At 72.8% G+C, this 17,561-nt stretch carries 17 protein-coding genes; 8 read left to right on the forward strand and 9 right to left on the reverse strand.

What is annotated here, in order from left to right:
- Positions 1–102: 102 nt before the first annotated feature.
- The 6 genes from MUK52_RS13580 to MUK52_RS13605 all read left to right on the forward strand — a co-directional run bounded on the left by MUK52_RS13580 (position 103) and on the right by MUK52_RS13605 (position 5,121).
- Positions 103–1,962, forward strand: a complete 1,860-nt coding sequence (locus tag MUK52_RS13580) for a phosphatidylglycerol lysyltransferase domain-containing protein (RefSeq protein WP_114053550.1) — start codon at positions 103–105, stop codon at positions 1,960–1,962.
- A gap of 153 nt (positions 1,963–2,115) precedes the next feature.
- Positions 2,116–2,988 (forward strand): dihydropteroate synthase, encoded by an 873-nt coding sequence (folP, locus tag MUK52_RS13585; protein WP_502963565.1) that lies wholly within the window; start codon positions 2,116–2,118, stop codon positions 2,986–2,988.
- A gap of 43 nt (positions 2,989–3,031) precedes the next feature.
- On the forward strand, positions 3,032–3,475 hold the full coding sequence (locus MUK52_RS13590; RefSeq protein WP_114053549.1) for a nuclear transport factor 2 family protein: 444 nt from the start codon (positions 3,032–3,034) through the stop codon (positions 3,473–3,475).
- A gap of 128 nt (positions 3,476–3,603) precedes the next feature.
- On the forward strand, positions 3,604–3,963 hold the full coding sequence (gene folB / locus MUK52_RS13595) for a dihydroneopterin aldolase (RefSeq protein WP_350205391.1): 360 nt from the start codon (positions 3,604–3,606) through the stop codon (positions 3,961–3,963).
- Entirely contained in the window at positions 3,960–4,568 is a 609-nt protein-coding gene (gene folK / locus MUK52_RS13600; protein WP_114053547.1) for a 2-amino-4-hydroxy-6-hydroxymethyldihydropteridine diphosphokinase, read from the forward strand. Before folB ends, folK begins: the two co-directional genes overlap by 4 nt.
- Positions 4,569–4,629: 61 nt before the next feature.
- Positions 4,630–5,121 (forward strand): DUF3180 domain-containing protein, encoded by a 492-nt coding sequence (locus tag MUK52_RS13605; protein ID WP_284576471.1) that lies wholly within the window; start codon positions 4,630–4,632, stop codon positions 5,119–5,121.
- A gap of 75 nt (positions 5,122–5,196) precedes the next feature.
- Here MUK52_RS13605 and folE read toward each other — a convergent pair whose 3' ends face one another.
- The 6 genes from folE to dacB all read right to left on the reverse strand — a co-directional run bounded on the left by folE (position 5,197) and on the right by dacB (position 12,703).
- Positions 5,197–5,802, reverse strand: a complete 606-nt coding sequence (gene folE / locus MUK52_RS13610) for a GTP cyclohydrolase I FolE (RefSeq protein WP_114053545.1) — start codon at positions 5,800–5,802, stop codon at positions 5,197–5,199.
- A 110-nt stretch (positions 5,803–5,912) separates the two neighbouring features.
- Positions 5,913–7,925 (reverse strand): ATP-dependent zinc metalloprotease FtsH, encoded by a 2,013-nt coding sequence (ftsH, locus tag MUK52_RS13615; protein WP_114053544.1) that lies wholly within the window; start codon positions 7,923–7,925, stop codon positions 5,913–5,915.
- A 207-nt stretch (positions 7,926–8,132) separates the two neighbouring features.
- The gene (hpt, locus tag MUK52_RS13620; protein ID WP_114053543.1) at positions 8,133–8,693 is read right to left on the reverse strand and encodes a hypoxanthine phosphoribosyltransferase; all 561 of its coding nucleotides are present in this window, start codon (positions 8,691–8,693) and stop codon (positions 8,133–8,135) included.
- 65 nt (positions 8,694–8,758) lie between these two features.
- Positions 8,759–9,844 (reverse strand): tRNA lysidine(34) synthetase TilS, encoded by a 1,086-nt coding sequence (gene tilS / locus MUK52_RS13625; RefSeq protein WP_114053542.1) that lies wholly within the window; start codon positions 9,842–9,844, stop codon positions 8,759–8,761.
- A 202-nt stretch (positions 9,845–10,046) separates the two neighbouring features.
- Complete coding sequence (locus MUK52_RS13630; protein WP_114053541.1) at positions 10,047–11,198, reverse strand: Rv3626c family coenzyme F420 biosynthesis-associated protein; 1,152 nt, start codon at positions 11,196–11,198, stop codon at positions 10,047–10,049.
- A 71-nt stretch (positions 11,199–11,269) separates the two neighbouring features.
- The gene (dacB, locus tag MUK52_RS13635) at positions 11,270–12,703 is read right to left on the reverse strand and encodes a D-alanyl-D-alanine carboxypeptidase/D-alanyl-D-alanine endopeptidase (protein ID WP_246042268.1); all 1,434 of its coding nucleotides are present in this window, start codon (positions 12,701–12,703) and stop codon (positions 11,270–11,272) included.
- Between the two features lie 147 nt (positions 12,704–12,850).
- On the opposite strand from dacB, the gene MUK52_RS13640 reads away from it, so the two are divergent.
- Together MUK52_RS13640 and MUK52_RS13645 are read left to right on the forward strand one after the other, a co-directional pair.
- Positions 12,851–13,342, forward strand: a complete 492-nt coding sequence (locus MUK52_RS13640) for an inorganic diphosphatase (protein WP_114058390.1) — start codon at positions 12,851–12,853, stop codon at positions 13,340–13,342.
- A 184-nt stretch (positions 13,343–13,526) separates the two neighbouring features.
- Positions 13,527–15,182, forward strand: coding sequence for a threonine/serine exporter family protein (locus MUK52_RS13645; RefSeq protein WP_114053539.1), 1,656 nt, complete (start codon positions 13,527–13,529; stop codon positions 15,180–15,182).
- Between the two features lie 87 nt (positions 15,183–15,269).
- Here the strand turns inward: MUK52_RS13645 and MUK52_RS13650 are convergent, their stop codons facing one another.
- The 3 genes from MUK52_RS13650 to MUK52_RS13660 form a co-directional block, all read right to left on the reverse strand.
- On the reverse strand, positions 15,270–15,962 hold the full coding sequence (locus tag MUK52_RS13650) for a DedA family protein (RefSeq protein ID WP_114053538.1): 693 nt from the start codon (positions 15,960–15,962) through the stop codon (positions 15,270–15,272).
- A gap of 141 nt (positions 15,963–16,103) precedes the next feature.
- Positions 16,104–16,862, reverse strand: a complete 759-nt coding sequence (locus MUK52_RS13655; RefSeq protein ID WP_114053537.1) for a MerR family transcriptional regulator — start codon at positions 16,860–16,862, stop codon at positions 16,104–16,106.
- 134 nt (positions 16,863–16,996) lie between these two features.
- Positions 16,997–17,554 (reverse strand): DinB family protein, encoded by a 558-nt coding sequence (locus MUK52_RS13660; protein ID WP_284576477.1) that lies wholly within the window; start codon positions 17,552–17,554, stop codon positions 16,997–16,999.
- Positions 17,555–17,561: the final 7 nt, after the last annotated feature.

The following is a 17,561-nucleotide window of genomic DNA, read 5'->3' on the forward strand; positions in this document are numbered from 1 at the left end:
GAACCCGCTCGGCCCGGGCGTCGTCCTAGGGGACGCACCACACTCCGGAGGCTGTCGTCGCGGCCTTCGGCCACATGATCTCTCGCGGAGCAACGGGAAGCGATGTCTAGCAGGATAGATGGCGATAAGTCGGGACAGGTTCCGAGCGGGGTGCGCCGAATCCTCCGCGGACCACGGCCTGAATCGGTCCCCGGGCTGGTGGGTACGGCCGTCACGATCGTCGGCCTCCTCGACATCGCCGCGGGCGTCTTCCCGCGGTTCAGGCACAGCCGGATCCACGCGGTCACCGAGGTGCTGCCCGGTTCGCTGGGCCCCTTCGCCGCCGCCCTGTCCATCAGCGCGGGCGTGCTCCTCCTCCTGCTCGCGCACGCCCTGAAGCGGCGCAAGCGCCGTGCCTGGCGGGCCGCCGTCGTCCTGCTGCCCGCGGGCGCCGTGGCGCAGTTCACGTACCGGCACTCGATCGCCGGCGTCGTCATCGCCGCACTGCTGCTGGCGCTCCTGCTGCGCCACCACGGCGAGTTCAAGGCGCTGCCCGACCCGCGCAGCCGCTGGAAGGCGCTGACCAACTTCGTGCTGATGAGCGCCGGCTCCATCGGCCTCGGCCTCGTCATCGTCAACTCCCACCCCGGCCGCGTCGTCGGCCGCCCGGGGATCTACGAGCAGATCACCCACGTGGTATATGGCCTGTTCGGCTTCGAAGGACCCGTGGATTACGCCGGACGGGTGTCCTGGACCGTCGGCTACTCCCTCGGCGCCCTCGGCATGCTGACCGCGCTCACCACCATCTACCTGGCCCTGCGCCCCGAGCACCCGGCCGCCCGCCTCACCGCCGACGACGAGGCCAGGCTGCGCGAACTCCTCGCCCGGCACGGCGGCCGCGACTCCCTCGGCCACTTCGCGCTGCGCCGCGACAAGGCCGTCGTCTTCTCCCCCAGCGGCAAGGCAGCCGTCACCTACCGCGTGGTCTCCGGCGTGATGCTCGCCTCCGGCGACCCCATCGGCGACGTCGAGGCCTGGCCCGGCGCCATCGAGCGGTTCATGGAGGAGGCCAAGGCCCACTCCTGGACCCCCGCCGTCATGGGGTGCAGCGAGACGGGCGGCGAGGTCTGGACCCGCGAGACCGGCCTGGACGCCCTGGAGCTCGGCGACGAGGCCATCGTCGACGTCAAAGACTTCTCCCTCACCGGCCGCGCCATGCGCAACGTCCGCCAGATGGTGAAGCGCATCGAGCGCAACGGCTACACCACCAAGGTCCGCCGCGTCGCCGACCTGACCGAGGAGGAGCTGGAGCAGGTCCGCGGCGCCGCCGAGGCCTGGCGCGGCACCGACACCGAGCGCGGCTTCTCCATGGCCCTGGGCCGGGTCGGCGACCCGGAGGACGGCGACTGCATCATCGCCACGGCCCACCGCACCGAGGAGGGCGACACCAGCCCCTTCGGCGACCTCAAGGCCATCCAGCACTTCGTGCCGTGGGGCAGGGACGGCATGTCGCTGGAGCTGATGCGCCGCGACCGCGCCGCCGACCCGGGCATGAACGAGCTGCTGATCGTCGCCTCCCTGGAGGCCGCCCCCTCCCTCGGCATCGAGCGGGTCTCCCTGAACTTCGCGATGTTCCGCTCCGCCCTGGCCCGCGGCGAGAAGATCGGCGCCGGACCGGTCCTGCGGATGTGGCGCAACCTGCTGGTCTTCCTCTCCCGCTGGTTCCAGATCGAGTCGCTGTACAAGTTCAACGCGAAGTTCCGCCCCCGCTGGGAGCCCCGCTTCGTCGTCTTCCGCAGCACCGGCGACCTGCCCCGCATCGGCTTCGCCGCCATGCAGGCCGAGGGCTTCGTGACGCTGGCCCTGCCGCGGCTCTTCGCCGCCCGCCGCCGCCCCAGGCCGGTGCGCGACTGCGCCCACGCCCACCTGCGGACCGCCGCCGCCCCGGCCAAGGCCCCGGAGCGCGAGGTCCAGGCGGCCTGACCTTCGCGGCTGCGCCGCAGCAGCCGTACGCACGGCCCGGCCCCGGTCCGCCCGGGGGCCGGGCTCCGTGTTTCCGGGGGCCGCGCACCCCCGCTCCCCGGGCCGGGAACCGCCCGGGCCGTGCCCGCAGCGGGGCAGCCCTACCCTGGGACCATGAACAACACGCACGGGGCCGTCGGCAGGGGCCAGGTCGCAGGCCTGCCGGAATGGGACCGCTGCGGGGTCATGGGCGTCGTCAACGTCACCCCCGACTCCTTCTCCGACGGGGGCCGCTTCTTCGACACCACCGCCGCCGTCAAGCGGGGCCTCGACCTCGTCGCCCACGGCGCCGACCTCGTCGACGTCGGCGGCGAGTCCACCCGCCCCGGCGCCACCCGCGTCGACGAGGAGGAGGAGCTGCGCCGCGTCGTCCCCGTGGTCCGCGGCCTCGCCTCCGAGGGCGTCACCGTCTCCGTCGACACCATGCGCGCCTCCGTCGCCGCCCGGGCCGTCGCGGCCGGCGCCCGCCTGGTCAACGACGTCAGCGGCGGCCTCGCCGACCCGGCGATGGTGCCCGCCGTCGCCGCTGCCGAGGTGCCCTTCGTCGTGATGCACTGGCGCGGCTTCAGCGCCGGCATGAACAGCCTCGCCGTCTACGGGGACGTCCTCGCCGAGGTCACCGCCGAGCTCCGCGACCGCATCGACGCCGTCGTCGCCGGAGGCATCGCCCCCGAGCGGCTCGTCGTCGACCCCGGGCTCGGCTTCGCGAAGAACGCCGAGCACGACCTGGCCCTCGTCGCCCACCTGCCCGAGCTGCGGGCCCTCGGCTTCCCGCTGCTCGTCGCCGCCTCGCGCAAACGATTCCTCGGCCGGGTCCTGGCCGGCGCCGCCGACGCCGCGCCCCCGCCGGCCCGCGAGCGCGACGCCGCCACCGCGGCCGTCTCCGCCATCGCCGCCCACCAGGGGGCCTGGGCCGTCCGGGTCCACGAGGTACGGGCCACGGCCGACGCGGTTCGGGTGGCCCGCGCCGTGGAAGGGGCTCTGTGACCGGTCCCGCGCCCGAGGCTCGAACCACCTGGAAAGGGGCAAGGTGAGCAGAACCGACATCGAAGCGGTCGAAGAGGTCAACACGGCTTTCTACGAGGCCATGGAGCAGGGGGACTTCGACACCATGTCGGCGCTCTGGCTGGAGGACGAGGTCTCCTGCGTGCACCCCGGGTGGCCCGTGCTGACCGGCCGCGGCGAGGTGCTGCGCTCGTACGCGCTGATCATGTCGCACACCGACTACATCCAGTTCTTCCTCACCGACACCAAGGTCGCCGTCCTGGGCGACACGGCCCTGGTGACGTGCACCGAGAACATCCTCAGCGGGGGCCCTGCCGAGGACGGCGGGGAGCTCGGCCCGCTCGTCGGCCAGCTCGTCGTCGCCACGAATGTGTTCAGACGCACATCCGAGGGCTGGCGGCTGTGGTCCCACCACGGGTCCCCGGTCCTCGCGGACACCGACGAGGACGACGAGGAGGCCTCCGGCTGACCCCGAGGGCAGGCCGGGGGCCCGTTCGCAGGTAGATTCGACGGCGGACGACGCCGACCGCACTCGGCGCAGGCCCAAGGATCCGGGGAGTCCCGGACCGCAAGCACTACGAAGCAGGAGTGATTCGCGTGGATCGTGTCGCGCTGCGCGGCCTCAAGGCCCGCGGGCACCACGGCGTCTTCCCCCGGGAGCGCGAGGAAGGCCAGACCTTCATTGTCGACCTCGTGCTGCACATCGACACCCGCCCGGCCGCGGCGGACGACGACCTGGCGAAGACGGTCCACTACGGCGTCGTCGCCGAGGAGGTCGTCGCCGTGGTCGAGGGCGAGCCCGTCGACCTCATCGAGACCCTGGCGGAGCGGATCGCCCGGCAGTGCCTGAAGCACGACGCCGTCGCCGAGGTGGAGGTCGTCGTCCACAAGCCGGACGCGCCGATCACCGTCCCCTTCGACGACGTGACCATCACGATCACCCGGAGCCGCGCGTGAACAACGGACTGAACGCCCAGAGCGACCCGACCGTCCAGCCGGTCCCGGCGTCCGTCGTCGAAGCCGTCGACGCCGCCGACGTCACCCTGTCCAACCCGAAGTGGGCCGTCATCGCCCTCGGCTCCAACCTGGGCAACCGGATGGAGACCCTCCAGGGCGCCGTCGACGCCCTCGGCGACACCCCCGGCATCCGGGTCAAGGCCGTCTCGCCCGTCTACGAGACCGAGCCGTGGGGCGTCGAGCCCGGTTCGCAGCCCTCGTACCTGAACGCGGTGGCGCTGGTGAAGACGACCCTGCCGCCGTCCTCCCTGCTGGAGCGCGGCCACGCCATCGAGGAGGCCTTCGACCGCGTCCGCGAGGAGCGCTGGGGGCCCCGCACCATCGACGTCGACATCGTCGCGTACGCGGACGTCGTCTCCGACGACCCCGTCCTCACCCTGCCGCACCCGCGCGCCCACGAGCGGGCCTTCGTGCTGGCCCCCTGGCACGACGTCGACCCCGAGGCGCGGATCCCCGGCCGCGGGCCCGTCGCCGGCCTGCTGGACGGGCTCGGCCGGGGCGGCGTCACGCCGCGCCCCGACCTGGAACTCCGCCTCCCCGAGTAGTCGTTAGCCTGGTCACTGCCAGACTGCCGGGGAACCGGCGCGAAAAGCGGGGAGCAGGCACGTGAAGCAACTGAAGCCGGCCGTCCTGGCGGGCATCTTCTCCGTGGCCGGGGTGCTGTCCTGGGCGGGCGCCCGGCTGTGGAACGCCTACGGCAGCCTGCCCGGCGTCCCCCTGGCGGCGCCCGTCGTGCTCGGGGTGATCGCCGTCGTGCTGCTCGCCACGGCGCTGTCGCTGCGCTCGCGGCTGAAGGCGCAGCGCGAGCGCCGCCCCGACGCGAAGGGCGTCGAGCCGCTGATGGCCGCCCGGGCGCTGGTCTTCGGGCAGGCCAGCGCGCTGGTCGCGGCGCTCGTCGCGGGAATGTACGGCGGCGTGGGCGTCTTCCTCCTCGCCGACGGCCTGGAGGTGCCCGCCCGCCGGGACCAGGCCTGGTACGCGGCGTTCTCGGTCCTCGCGGGCATCGCCGTCATCGCCGCCGCCCTGTTCCTGGAGCGCGTCCTGAAGCTCCCGGAGGACGACGACACCGCCCCGCCGCAGGCGCCCTCCCGGGCCTGACCGCCTCCGCGGCCCCGCCCGGCGGCCGCGGGCCACCGGGCGGCACACCCGCCCGCACACCGGCGGGCTGCGGCGTCAGCGGGCCATTATCAGGCTCATGGCCTCGCTGCGGGTGGCAGGGGCGCGGAGCTGGCCGCGGACCGCCGAGGTCGTCGTCTTCGCGCCCGGCTTGCGGATGCCGCGGACCGACATGCACATGTGCTCGGCCTCCACGACGACGATCGCGCCGCGCGCCTCCAGGATCTCCATCAGCGAGTCCGCGATCTGCGTGGTCAGCCGCTCCTGCACCTGCGGGCGCCGGGCGTAGACGTCGACGAGGCGGGCCAGCTTGGACAGCCCGGTGATCTTCCCGCTCTCCGCCGGGATGTACCCGACGTGGGCGACGCCGTGGAAGGGCAGCAGGTGGTGCTCGCAGAGGGAGACGATCTCGATGTCCTTGACCAGGACCATCTCGTCGTGCCCGAGGTCGAACGTCGTCGTCAGGACGTCCTCCGGCTTCTGCCACAGGCCCGCGAGGATCTCGCGGTAGGCCCGGGCCACGCGCGCCGGCGTCTCCAGGAGGCCTTCCCGGTCCGGGTCCTCGCCGACCGCCAGGAGCAGCTCGCGGACGGCCGCCTCGGCCCGCTTCTCGTCGAACACGCCGATCGTGCCCTCGCCGTCCAGGGTCACTGGGTCGGTCATCTGTGCCTCGTTCCTGTCCTCGATCACACGGGCATACGAAAATGCCGCGCCCCCCAGGCTAGAACCCGGGGGGCGCGGCATCCATTCCGGGGACCCGCCCCGGCCTGCGCCTACTCGGCGCGGTCCTCCGCGACGGGGTCCTTCTCGACCGACACGGCGGCCGAGGTGCCGTTCGCCGCGTTCGTCAGCTGGAGCTCCTTCGGGGAGAGCACCGGCGGGCGGGTCGACGGGGTGCGGTGCGCCGAGCCGGTCCAGGCCGGGCGGGCCGGGCGCTTGACCACCGTGGAGAAGATCTCGGCGATCTCCTCCTTGCCCAGGGTCTCCTTCTCCAGGAGGGCCAGGACCAGGTTGTCCAGGACGTCCCGGTTCTCGACCAGGATCTCCCAGGCCTCGTTGTGCGCGGTCTCGATGAGCTTCTTGACCTCTTCGTCGACCAGCGCCGCGACCTCTTCCGAGTAGTCCCGCTGGTGCGCCATCTCGCGGCCCAGGAACGGCTCGGTGTTGTCGCCGCCGAACTTGATCGCGCCGAGCCGCTCGGTCATGCCGTACTGGGTGACCATCGCGCGGGCCGTGGCCGTGGCCTTCTCGATGTCGTTCGCGGCGCCGGTGGTCGGGTCGTGGAAGACCAGCTCCTCCGCCGCGCGGCCGCCCAGCATGTAGGCCAGCTGGTCGAGCATCTCGTTGCGCGTGGTCGAGTACTTGTCCTCGTCCGGCAGGACCATGGTGTAGCCCAGGGCCCGGCCGCGGGACAGGATCGTGATCTTGTGGACCGGGTCGGAGTTCGGGGACGCCGCCGCCACCAGGGCGTGGCCGCCCTCGTGGTACGCGGTGATCTTCTTCTCCTTGTCGGACATGATCCGGGTCCGCTTCTGCGGGCCCGCCACGACGCGGTCGATCGCCTCGTCCAGCATGTGGTTGTCGATCAGCTTCTTGTCCGAGCGGGCCGTGAGCAGCGCGGCCTCGTTCAGCACGTTCGACAGGTCGGCACCGGTGAAGCCGGGGGTGCGCCGGGCGACGGCCGACAGGTCGACGTCCGGGGCGACCGGCTTGCCCTTCTGGTGGACCTTGAGGATCTCCAGGCGGCCCTGCATGTCCGGCCGGTCGACGGCGATCTGCCGGTCGAAGCGGCCCGGGCGCAGCAGCGCCGGGTCGAGGATGTCCGGGCGGTTCGTGGCGGCGATCAGGATGACGCCGCCCTTGACGTCGAAGCCGTCCATCTCGACGAGCAGCTGGTTCAGGGTCTGCTCGCGCTCGTCGTGGCCGCCGCCGAGGCCCGCACCGCGGTGCCGGCCGACGGCGTCGATCTCGTCGACGAAGACGATCGCCGGGGCGTTCGCCTTCGCCTGCTCGAACAGGTCGCGCACGCGGGAGGCGCCGACGCCGACGAACATCTCGACGAAGTCGGAACCGGAGATCGAGTAGAACGGGACGCCCGCCTCGCCGGCGACGGCACGCGCCAGCAGGGTCTTGCCCGTGCCGGGCGGGCCGTAGAGCAGGACGCCCTTGGGGATCTTCGCGCCGACGGCCTGGAACTTGGCCGGCTCCTGCAGGAACTCCTTGATCTCGTGGAGCTCCTCGACGGCCTCGTCCGATCCGGCGACGTCCGCGAAGGTCGTCTTCGGGGTGTCCTTGGTGATGAGCTTGGCCTTCGACTTGCCGAAGTTCATCACCCGGGAGCCGCCGCCCTGCATCTGGTTCATCAGGAACAGGAAGACGACGACGATGAGGACGAAGGGCAGGAGCGAGAGCAGCACGCTCAGGAAGGGGCTGGTCTTGTCCGGGGCGACGGAGTACCCGTCGGGGATCTGACCTGCTTCGTACTTGGTCTGGAGGCTCTGGGCGAGCTGCACGCCCTGGTCTCCGATGTAGTTGGCCTGGAACTTCGTCCCGGACTTGTCGCCGAGCTTCTCGTTCTTCTTCAGGTCAATCTTGATCATCTGGCTGTCGCCGGTGGTCAGGCGCGCCTGCTCCACCTGGCCACTGTTGATCGCCTTGATGACCTCGCTGGTGTCCACCGACTTGTAGCCGCCGCCTGAGCTGACGACGTTCATCAACACGACCACGGCGAGGACGGCCAGCACGATCCACATGACCGGCCCACGGAAGTATCGCTTCACGTCCATCCATACGGGACGCAAGGCGCCCCGTCCCTCCTGCCCGTAGGTAAATGCTGCTGTGAGTAAAGACTGTTCTTCGGAATGTACCCCTGAATTGTCACCCGCGGCCCCGTGGGACGGCTGACAGAACTGCTTTCCCCTGCTTCAACGGCGGGGGGCGGCCGGGGGTTCCCCGGCGGGGACCCCCGTCGGAGGCCCCGCGCAGGAGGTGCGTCAGCCGCCGTAGACGTGCGGGGCGAGAGTGCCGACGAACGGCAGGTTGCGGTACTTCTCGGCGTAGTCGAGGCCGTAGCCGACGACGAACTCGTTCGGGATGTCGAAGCCGACCCACTTCACGTCGATGGCGACCTTCGCGGCGTCGGGCTTGCGCAGCAGGGTGACGACCTCCAGGGAGGCCGGCTGGCGGGAGCCCAGGTTCGACAGCAGCCAGGACAGCGTCAGGCCGGAGTCGATGATGTCCTCGACGATCAGGACGTGCTTGTCCTTGATGTCGGTGTCCAGGTCCTTGAGGATCCGCACCACACCCGAGGACTGGGTGCCGGCGCCGTACGAGGACACCGCCATCCAGTCCATGGTGAGCGGGGTGGACAAGGCGCGCGCCAGGTCCGCCATCACCATCACCGCGCCCTTGAGGACGCCGACGATGAGCAGGTCCTTGCCCGCGTACTCCGCGTCGATCTTCGCGGCCAGCTCGGCCAGCTTCGCGTCGATCTCTTCCTTGGTGATGAGCACCGACGCCAGGTCGCTGCCCATGTCCTTCTCGTCCACCCGCATCACTTTCGTTGTCGGCCGGGACCCCGGGGGCGACCCCGGAGGACTCAGCCGTGTTTCAGCACCTATCAGCCCTGCCGGATGACAAGTCTGCCACCCTGGCGCCGGGCCTCCACCCGGCCGGGCAGGTTGATGGCGCCCTGGCCCCGCCATCCGGTGATCAGCCGGTCGACTTCCTCGATGTGGCGGGCGAAGAGGGAGCCGGCCGGGGAGCCCGCCGCGACGACGGCCCGGCGCAGCACGCGGCGGCGGACGGCCGGGGGCAGGGCGTAGAGCTTGGCGCACTCCAGCCGTCCGTCGTCGTCGCGTACGCCGGCCTCGGCCTCGGCCGCCCAGGCGTCGAGGGCGTCCGCGTCGTCGCGGGAGAGCTGGGCGGTGCGGGCGAGCGCCTCGACGACGCCCTTGCCGAGGGCCTTCTCCAGGGCGGGCAGCCCCTCGTGCCGCAGCCGGGAGCGGGTGTAGGCGGGGTCGATGTTGTGCGGGTCGTCCCACACGGGCAGCGACTGCACCATGCACGCCTTGCGGGCGGTCTGCCGGTCGACCTGGAGGAAGGGGCGGCGGTAGCGGTGGGTACGGCCGGGGGCGCCGTGTCCGCCGGGCCCGGCGGAGACCTCGGGCATCCCGGACAGCGACCGGATGCCGGAGCCGCGGGCCAGCCCCAGCAGGACGGTTTCCGCTTGATCGTCCCGGGTGTGGCCGAGCAGCACGGCTGCGGCGCCGAACCGGTTCGCGGCGTCGTCCAGGGCGGCGTAGCGGGCGTCGCGGGCCGCGGCCTCGGGGCCGCCCTCGCGGCCGACGCGCACGGTGACCGCCTCGACCGGGTCCAGGCCCAGGGCGGCCATGCGGGTGGCGACCTCGGCCGCGCGCAGGTCGGAGCCCGGCTGGAGGCCGTGGTCGATGGTGACGCCGCCGGCCCGGATGCCCAGCTTGGGCGCCTCGAAGGCGAGGGCCGAGGCGAGGGCCATGGAGTCGGCGCCGCCGGAGCAGGCGACGAGGACGAGCGGCGGGCTGCCTGCCCCGGGCGCCGGGAGGAGCGCGCCCCGGCCGGCGCCGCCGCGGACGGGGGCGGGCCGTTCGGCGAGGTCGGTCAGGACGTCGTGGAGAACGCGGCGGACCGCCAGGCGTATCGCCGCGACCGCAGGATGGGGACCCATGTCCGGTGCCCTTCGGTGGAGTTTCGTCAGATGCCGTGGGAGGCCGGGAGCGGCCTCCGCGGGATGGGCGGTTGTCACTCAGAGTGCGTCGATGGTGACAGAACCGAGCCGTCCTCCGAGCATCGCACGCCCTTCAACGCCCCACGGTCCCTCGGACGGGTGACGCTCGTTCCCCCCGGGCGACAGGTTTACGCCTGCCGGGTCACTCCCCTTCGCCCGGTTCGCCGCCCCTGCCGTGCACGCGGGCCACCCAGTCCGCGGGCCGGGCGATCTCCGCCTTGGTCGGCAGCGTGTTGGGGGAGGTCCACACCCGGTTGAAGCCGTCCATGCCGACCTGCCCGACGACGGCCCGTACGAAGCGCTCGCCGTCGCGGTACTGGCGCAGCTTGGCGTCCAGGCCGAGGAGCTTGCGCAGCGCGGCATCCAGCCGGCCGGCGCCGGTGGCGCGGCGCTGCTGGAACTTCTCGCGGATCTCGGCGACGGACGGCACCACGTCGGGGCCGACCCCGTCCATCACGTAGTCGGCGTGGCCCTCCAGCAGGGACATCACGGCGGTGAGGCGGCCCAGCACCTCGCGCTGCTCGGGCGTCTGGACGAGTTCGACGAGGGTGCGGCCCTCGTCGCCGCGCTCGGCGTCGGGGCGGGCCCCGGCAAAGGCCTGGGCGGCCTCGCGCAGCCGCTCCAGGAGGGCGGCCGGGTCCATCTCGGTGGCGCCGAGGAAGCTCTGGATCTCCGCTTCGAGGTGGTCGCGCAGCCAGGGCACGGCCGTGAACTGGGTGCGGTGCGTCTCCTCGTGCAGGCAGACCCACAGCCGGAAGTCGTGGGGGTGCACGTCCAGCTCGCGCTCGACGTGGACGACGTTGGGGGCGACGAGGAGCAGCCGGCCGCCGGCGGCGGCCCCGGAGCCGCGGGAGAGGTCGCGCTCCAGGGGCGCGAAGGTCTCGTACTGGCCGAGCACGCGGGAGGCGAGGAAGCTCAGCAGCATGCCGAGCTCGACGCCGGTGACCTTGCCGCCGACGGCGCCGAGGACGCCGGCGCCGGGGGTGCCGGCGCGGCGGTCCTGCATCTTGCCGAGCAGCGGGGCGAGGAGTTCGCGGAAGCCGGCCACGTTGGCCCGGACCCAGCCGGCCCGGTCGACGACCAGGACCGGGGTGTCGGGGACCTCCGCGCCCTCGGGGATCATGCGGGTGAACCCGCGCACGTGGCGCTCCGAGGTCCTCGCGTGCCGGCGCAGCTCCGCCACCACGGCCCGGGCCTCGTCGCGCGTGACCTCCGGACCCGGCCGGACCAGCCGCGTCGCGGTCGCCACCGCGAGGTTCCAGTCGACCATCTCGGCACCACCGATGCTCGTCATGCGTCAACGGTACGTGGACCCGGGCCGCTGCGGATCCCCCGCGCAGCCGCCGGTGTCCGCGGGGCACCGCCCTAGCGGGCGGCGGCGACGGCCGCGGCGAGCCGGTCGAGGCGCTTCTCCGCGGCGGGGCCGTCGGGGGCCTCGGCGCTGAGGAACGCGAAGGCGAGCAGCCGCCCGGAGGAGTCCACGACGGTGCCCGCGAGGGCGTTCACCCCGGTGAGGGTGCCGGTCTTGGCGCGGACGAGGCCGGCCGCCGGGGAGTCGCCCGCGTTGCGGGCCCGCAGCGTGCCGGTGAACCCGGCGACCGGCATCCCCGTCAGGAGGGGCCGCAGCTCGGGGTGGTCCGGGTCGGCGGCCTTGGCCAGGATCCCGGTGAGCAGGCTCCCGGTGAGGCGGTCGGCGCGGTTCAGGCCGCTGCCGTCGGCGAAGCGCGAGCCGGCCGTGTCCAGGCCGAGGGAGGCGAGCCGGTCGGCGACGGCCTTCTCGGCGCCCTCGAAGCCGGCGGGCCGGCCGGAGGCGAGGGCGGTCTGCCGGGCGAGCGCCTCGGCGATGTCGTTGTCGCTGTGGGTCAGCATCCGCTCGACGAGCCCGGAGACGGGGGTGGAGAGGGTGACGGCGAGCGGCTGGGTGCCCGCGGCGGGCCTGGCCCGGGCGGGTTCGCCGGTGACGGTGATGCCGCGTTCCGCCAGGAGGGCGGCGAAGGAGCGGGCGGTGTGGGCGGCGGGGTCCTCGATGCGCGCCACGGGCCCGGAGACGGAGTCGTCGGGCCGGGCCTCGTCGGCCATGAGGGGGCTCACGAGGGCGAGGTTGCCGTTGACGCCGATCGGGTGCCGGGCCGGGCCGGTGAAGAGGCTGTCGTCGTAGCCGAGGGCGACCCTGTCCCGGCCGGTGGCCCTGAGGGCCTGGGCGGTGTCGGCGGCGAGCGCGACGAGGCTGCCGCCGGAGCCGGCCGGGGGCTTCTTCTTCGCGGTGAGGGAGGGGTCGCCGCCGCCGACGAGGACGATCTGCCCGGGGTCGGTGCCGGGGGCGACGGTGGTGCGGATGCGGTGGTCGGGGCCGAGGGCGGTCAGCGCCGCTGCCGCCGTGGCGATCTTGGTGGTGGAGGCGGGGGCCATGGGCCGGCCGTGCCCCGACTCGAACAGGACGCGGCCCGTGGCGGTGTCCACGACGGAGGCGGTACGGGCGCTGCCGAGCGCGGGGTCGTCCAGCAGCGGCCGCAGCGCCTCGGCGAGCCCGGCGGGCTCCGCGGCACCTGCCGCGCCGGCGGCCTGCGCAAGGCCCGGGCCGATGCCGGCGAGCACGCCGGGGGCGCTCGGCGCGGGCTGCGGCAGGGGCGGCGCGGCGTGATCTGCGCCACCCGCCGGTTCCCAGGAGGCGGCCCTGTCCCGCTCGGCCTTACGCTGACCGGAGTCCCAAGGACCGGCCGCGGACACCGCGGCCACCGACAGGGCGAGACCGGCGGCGGTCGACCCCGCGATGAGCTGCCACGTCTTGACCAGAGGCACCTCGCACCAGCCCCTTTCGCGATCACGTATGTGCGTGAGGGACACTTAACCACTGCGTCTTGCCGCGAGCATGGCACCCCACCCGGCAGGGCTGGGCCCGGACGCGCTATCACTCGAGCAACGAAGCTGATCATGGAGGAGCAGGACGTGGAGTTCGACGTCACCATCGAGATCCCCAAGGGTTCGCGGAACAAGTACGAGGTGGACCACGAGACCGGCCGGATCCGCCTGGACCGTCGCCTGTTCACCTCCACCAGCTACCCGACGGACTACGGCTTCGTCGAGAACACCCTGGGCGAGGACGGCGACCCGCTGGACGCGCTGGTCATCCTGGACGAGCCCACCTTCCCGGGCTGCCTGATCAAGTGCCGCGCCATCGGCATGTTCCGCATGACCGACGAGGCGGGCGGCGACGACAAGCTGCTGTGCGTGCCGGCCTCCGACCCGCGCGTGGAGCACCTGCGCGACATCCACCACATCTCCGAGTTCGACCGCCTGGAGATCCAGCACTTCTTCGAGGTCTACAAGGACCTGGAGCCGGGCAAGTCGGTCGAGGGCGCCAACTGGGTCGGCCGCGCCGAGGCCGAGGCCGAGATCGAGCGCTCCTTCAAGCGCCTGCAGGAGCAGGGCGGCCACTGAGGCCGCTCCGGCCCGCCCCGGCGGGCCGGTGAGGGCTCCCGCGAGCCCCTGCCCCGTCCGAGGCGGGCGGCGCCCCACCGGGTGCCGCCCGCCTCGGCGTTTCCCCGGGGCGCGGGCCCGTGGTCGCCCCGGACGAAACCGTTCCGCATACTGATACCCGGGCCGGCCAGGGACGGGAGGACGCGTGGCGGAGGCCGAGGGATCCGGGGACGAAGAGGACCGGAAGCCGCAATCCGACGAGGCGCACAGCGCCTTCTCCCCGCCGCCCGGGGCCGGACCGGAGCCGTTCGGCGACGACCAGCCGACCTCCGAGTTCACGGTGCCCGAGGGGCTGCCCCTGCCGCCGCCGGAGCCCCCGGAGGGCTCGGCGTTCGCACCGCCCTCCACCTACAGCGCCCAGCACTCCCCGCCTGCGTACGTGCACGGCCCCGGGCTGCCGCTCGCGCGGACGACCGAGTCGCCCTGGCAGGACCGGATGCGCACCATGCTGCGCATGCCGGTGGACGTGCGGCCCGTCCCCGAGCCCGTGCAGCGGCACGGCGAGGCGGGGCCCGCCGTCGGCCGCGTCCTCGACCTGACCCTGCGCATCGGCGAACTGCTGCTCGCCGGCGGCGAGGGCGCCGAGGACGTGGAGGCCGCGATGTTCGCGGTGGCCCGCAGCTACGGGCTGGACCGCTGCGAGCCGACCGTCACGTTCACCATGCTGTCGATCAGCCACCAGCCGTCGCTGGTGGGCGACCCCGTCTCGGCGAGCCGGACCGTACGCCGCCGCGGTACGGACTACAACCGGCTCGCGGCCGTCTTCCGGCTCGTGGCCGACATCAGCTCCCCCGAGGCCGAGGTGACGCTGGAGGAGGCCTACCGGCGCCTCGCGGAGATCCGCCGCAACCGCCACCCGTACCCGACCTGGGTGCTCACCGCGGCCACCGGCCTGCTGGCCGGCGCCGCCTCCGTCCTCGTCGGCGGCGGCGTGATCGTCTTCTTCGCAGCCGCGATCGGCGCCATGCTCGGCGACCGGCTCGCCTGGCTGTGCGCGGGCCGCGGGCTGCCGGAGTTCTACCAGTTCGTCGTCGCCGCGATGCCGCCCGCGGCACTCGGCGTGGGACTTGCCCTGACCGAGCTCGACGTCCTCGCCTCGGCGGTGATCACCGGCGGGCTGTTCGCGCTGCTGCCCGGACGGGCGCTGGTCGCGGCCGTGCAGGATGGCCTGACCGGCTTCTACATCACCGCGTCGGCCCGCCTGCTGGAGGTCATGTACCTCTTCATCGGCATCATCATGGGCGTCCTGGTGGTGCTCTACCTCGGGCTCCAACTGGGCGCGGCGCCCCGGCCCGAGGAGGCCCTGCAGATCACCCAGCGGCCGCTGATCCAGATCGCGGCCTCGATGGTGCTGGTGTTCACGTTCGCGATCCTGCTCCAACAGGAACGTTCCACCGTGTGGATCGTGACCCTCAACGGGGGTGTCGCCTGGGTGACCTTCGGCGCCCTGCACTACGCGGGCGGGATCCCGCCGGTGCCCTCCACCGCCGTCGCCGCCGGGCTCGTCGGCCTCTTCGGGCAGCTCTTCTCCCGCTACCGCTTCGCCTCGGCCCTGCCGTTCGTCACCGCCGCGATCGGACCGCTGCTGCCCGGCTCGGCCACGTACTACGGGCTGCTGCTCATCGCCGAGGACGAGCTCAACCGCGGCCTGGGCTCGCTCACCAAGGCCGCCGCCATCGCGCTGGCCATCGCCATCGGCGTGAACCTCGGGCAGGAGGCCTCGCGGCTCTTCATGCGGATCCCGGGGGCCGCCAGCGCAGCCCGCCGCCGCGCCGCGGCCAAGCGCACCCGCGGGTACTAGGGCCAACGAAGCGGCGCCCCGCGGACCGCTGCGGGTCCGCGGGGCGCCGTACCGGGCCGTGGGGCCCGCGCCGTGCCGTCGGGAGGGTCAGCGCTTGGCGTGGCGCCGGCGCTCGCCCTGGCTGCCGCCCGGACCGCTCTGGCCGGGGAGCTCGGCCGCCGCCCTGCTCTCCTTGCGGGCCTTCAGGACCTCGACGACGACCGGGATGACGGAGACGAGGACGATGCCGACGAGGATCGGCTCGATGTTCTCCTTGATGAAGTCGATCTGGCCGAGCCAGTAGCCCGCGACCGTGATGCCGGTGCCCCAGGCGATGCCGCCGATCACGTTGTACGTGAGGAAGGTGCGGTACTTCATGGAGCCGGCGCCGGCGACCATCGGGGCGAAGGTGCGGATGATCGGGACGAACCGGGCGAGCACGATGGCCTTGGGGCCGTGCTTCTCCATGAACTCGTGCGCCTTGTCCAGGTTCTCCCGCTTGAACAGCTTGGAGTTCGGCCGGTTGAAGAGCTTCGGGCCGAAGTACTTGCCGATCATGTAGCCGACCTGGTCGCCGACGATCGCCGCGATCGTGATCAGCGTGCACACGAGCCACAGCGGCTGCTTGATGTACTCGCCGTTGGCGACGAGCAGGCCCGCGGTGAACAGCAGGGAGTCACCCGGGAGGAACGCGAACAGTCCTGATTCCGCGAAAACGATGACCAGGATGCCGATCAGACCGAAGTGCGAGATCAGATAGTCCGGGGACAGCCATTCGGGGCCGAGCGCAAGCGTGTACACGGGTGCCGGTCTCTCCTGGATCGGGGGGCGTCCGCGGATGAAGGGGGTGGAGCGGACGGAGGGGATCGTCTCAATTATCAACGCTCACGGCCACCACCCGGTTCCAGGTACCGGATGGCGGCCGTGTGCGATCAGGCGGGATCAGGCGCGGCGGACGGCGTTGGCGATGATGGCGTCCCGGAGGAACACCGCCAGACCGGGACGCACCGTGTCGTAGAAGGCAGTGAAGCGCTCGTCGGCCACGTACATCTCCCCGAGGCAGGTGTGCATCTCGTAGGGGCAGGTGTAGTGGTTGCGCTCGATCCAGCCCCGGTGCTCCTCCGCCAGGTCCATGGCCTGCTCGGACTCCGGGTCGGCCCCGGCGTCCAGCAGCGCGGCCAGGCGCCGGTTGAGGTCCTCCCCCTCGGCCATGATCCGCTTCCAGTCGTCCTTGGTGTAGGACGCCGCCCTGCGGGCCGACTCCCGGTAGGCCTCGGTGCCGCCCCAGCGCTGCTCGGCCTCCTCGGCGTACTGGTCCGGGTCGTGGGACCCGAACACCTCGAACTTCTCCTCGGGCGTGAGGTTGATGCCCATTCTGTTCGCCTCCATGGCTTGCTCCACGGCCTTGGCCATCTGCTGGAGCCGGGCGATCCGGTCGGACAGGAGGGAGTGCTGCCGGCGCAGGTGCTCCCTCGGGTCCGAGTCCGGATCGTCCAGCAGGACCGCGACCTCTTCCAGGGGGAAGCCGAGCTCCCGGTAGAACAGGATCCGCTGCAGCCTGTCGAGGTCGGCGTCGTCGTACCGCCGGTGCCCCGCACTGCTGCGGCTGCCCGGCGAGAGCAGGCCGATCTCGTCGTAGTGGTGCAGGGTGCGCACCGTCACCTTGGCGAACGCGGCGACCTGGCCCACGGAGTAGCTCATGGCTTCCGCCCTTTCTCTCGCCTTCGACTCTCCCCCCTCACGCCGCGTGAGGTGCAAGCCGGCGCGGCCGGGGCCGCGCCGGAGGCCGTCCGGGAGCCGGGCGGGGAGCGGGTCAGGAGGCGGGCGGGAGCGGGTCAGGAGGCGGGCGCGCCGTCCTCGGCCTGGGCGCGGGCCACGAGCTCGAACGCGGTCGCGCCGTCCAGGGACTCCCGGATGATGTCGGCGTGGCCCGCGTGGCGGGCGAACTCCTCCACCAGGTGCAGCAGCAGCCACCGCATCGACACCCGGGCGTCCTTGGGGAACCAGGGCGTCTCCGGCAGGGGGAAGGTGGCGTCGAGGTCGGGCAGCTCGCGGATGAACTTCTCCAGCTCCGCGGTGACGCCGTCCCAGAAGGCGAGGATCTCGGGGATGGTCTCGGTGCCGACGAGGCGGAAGCTGTCGCCCCAGCTCTCCGCGCTCTGCTGGCGCTCGTTGGTCTGCTGCTGCGCCAGCCGCAGCCAGTTGAACTCGACCTCGGCGCTGTGCTTGGCCAGTCCGGACAGCGAGAGCCCGCTCGCGCTCGGGTGGCTCGCCGCCTGCTCCTCGGTCAGGCCGAGGAGCGCGCGGCGGAGTCCGGCGCGCTGGGCCTCGACGTAGGACAGGAGCGCGCCGCGCTCGTCGCCGTGAGCCTCGGGCGTGACGAAAGTGGGCATGGACCTA

Source organism: Streptomyces sp. 2P-4, from assembly GCF_030167965.1.
Classification (GTDB): Bacteria; Actinomycetota; Actinomycetes; order Streptomycetales; family Streptomycetaceae; genus Streptomyces; species Streptomyces globosus_A.